The organism is Streptomyces sp. MnatMP-M17 (genome assembly GCF_900091995.1).
Classification (GTDB): domain Bacteria; phylum Actinomycetota; class Actinomycetes; order Streptomycetales; family Streptomycetaceae; genus Streptomyces.
The window spans coordinates 1-2,351 of record NZ_FMDK01000169.1 but is presented as its reverse complement, the minus strand read 5'-3'; the positions used below and the strand labels follow the sequence as shown (position 1 = coordinate 2,351).

Annotated in this window: 1 protein-coding gene; it reads right to left on the bottom strand. The window is 71.5% G+C overall.

The window, feature by feature from the left end; genetic code table 11:
- A partial coding sequence (locus GA0115259_RS08590; protein WP_237539857.1) for an SDR family NAD(P)-dependent oxidoreductase occupies positions 1-2,301 on the bottom strand: 2,301 nt, incomplete at its 3' end.
- Positions 2,302-2,351 lie beyond the last annotated feature (50 nt).

The following is a 2,351-nucleotide window of genomic DNA, read 5'->3' as shown; positions in this document are numbered from 1 at the left end:
CCGGCAGCACCGGGCGAGCCGTTCCGCGTAGGCCCGCGCCGCCTCACCGGCCGACGCCTGACCGTAGTGGCCCAGCTCGTTGGCGAACACCGCCTCGAACTGGCTCTCGTCGTACGTTCCGAAGAGCGCGCCGGAGCCGGGCGGCGGTGGATCGAGCAGATGGAGCGCGTCCGCGGGCCGGCCCGCCGCCTCCGCCTCTGCGGCCATCTCCATGGCCACCCAGGCGCCGAACGACCATCCGGCCAGTTGCCGGTGCCAGGTTTCGTCGGGGAAGCGGGCGCGCAGGGCGGTGTGGTAGCGCCGGGCTCGCTCGGCCAGCGTCCAGGTCGGCGGTCCGGAAGTCCCTGGTCCGGGAGTCCGCAGTCCGGGATCGGCGATGAGGCAGACGGTCAGGCGTGAGTCGAGCGCCGACACCAGTGACCGGTACGACTGGATGTCGCCGCCGACCGGGTGCACCAGACACAGCACATCGTGCCCGGTGCCCTCCTGCCAGACCTCCAGCGGAATGTCGCCCTCGGTTGCCGCTGACCCCGCCGCTGAACCCGCCGCCGGTCCGGTGTGAGGCGTCGCGCCGAGCCGCGTGAGGATCTCGGTGAGCGAGACACGGTGGCTGAGCCAGGACAGTTCGAGTTCGACATCGAAGTGCCGTTTCACCTCGCTGATCAGATCCAGCATGGTCAGCGAGTCGGCGCCCAGATCGTAGAGCGGGATGTCCGGGTCGAGACGGTCCACGCCGAGCCAGGCGCGGAGCCAGTCGGTGAGACGCTCGGTCGCCGAGCCGGTGCCGGTGGTGGCGGCAGCCCGCGGAACCACGGCCCTGCCTTCGGTCGTGACCTCTCCCGGAGTCGCGGTCCCGGCAGCGGTCGTGGTCTCCTCCGACACCGGGACGGACCCGGCGTAGAAGGCCCGGGACTCGTCCAGGGCGGTGGTCGAGACGAGGAGCTGTGGCAACCGGAGCCCGAGGGCCCGGCCGAACAGCCGCTTGCCCTCGTCCACGGTCAGGCCCACGGCGAGATGCGCCTGATGACGGGCGTCCGTCCGCAGCGCGCGCACGGCCATACCGGACTCGCGCCATACGTCCCAGCTGATACCGATCCGTACGGTGGTCTCGTCGTCCGCCTCGGCGACCGTGGTCCCGGTGTCGCGGGACCGGTGGTGGGCGAAACCGTCGAGAAGGCCGTTGGCAGCCGCGTAGTCGAACTGTCCGACACCGCCGAACAGCGCCGACATCGACGAACAGTAGACCGCGACCGTCGGCCGGTACCGCTCGATCAGCCGCTCGACCAGCAGTGCGCCGCCCAGCTTGGCGGCCGTCGCCTCCCGCATCGTGAGGGCGTCACGCCGGACGATCAGACCGCCGGCCGCCACACCGGCCGCGTGGATCACACTGTCGAGCCGCGAAGTCAGACGGGCGATCCGGGACATGACCTCTTCGGGCGGTGACTCGGCCAGATCCGCCTCGATCAGTTCGATCCGGTCGGCCCAGGGCGCCAGCTCCTCCGGGAGCCGCGCTCGTCTAGCCAGCAGCAGCACCCGGCCGTCGGTCCGCTCCAGCAGCCAGGCGGCGGCACCGGAGCCGATACCGCCCGTACCGCCCAGCACCAGATGGACTCCGTCCCCGGTGGGCAGCGGCGAGGCGGAGACACCGGCCGAGGACACCGGCAGTGTGATCTGCTCCCACCAGAACCCGTGCCGCAGCGCAAGCTGTCTCGGCAGCCCAGCCGCAGAACCGTTGGCGGCGTCGGTGTCGGTATCCGTATCGGTGGTGGCCATCAACGCTGCCAGCGCGGGCGCCCAGTCGGCGAGACCGACGCCGGGAAGGTCCAGCCAGTGGCCGTCCAACGGGCCTTCCTGCGGGGCCACTTCGCTGATCCCGGCCAGCAGGCCCAGTTCCGGGCGCTGTACGGAGCCGTCGACCGGTCTGGCCCGGTACGACAGCCACCAGGGCCGCAGCCACACTCTTCCCGAGTTGTCGGCCACCGCCTGCACCAGCGCGGCCGTTGTGTCCAGGCACGCCCAGCGGGCGCGAGCCATCGAGCCGGGACCGACTGGTCCGTCGACGGCCAGCGGCAGCGCGTGCAGCCAGTCGATGTCCTGCCGCGCCACCTCTGTCCGTGTCCCCGTGCCCGCTTCCGTCACCGCGTCGAGCAGGAGACTCAGCGATACGGGATCGGCCGGATCGACCTCGAAGACATCGTCGCCTCGCCGCGCGAAGGCATCGGCGGCGCTGACCCGTACGACCCGGTCGTAGACCGCCTCGAAGGCATGGACGGCGGACAACTCGGCTGGACGGTCCGTCATCATCACCAGCAGACGCGGCACACGCGGCACACGCGACGCGGCAGCGGCGG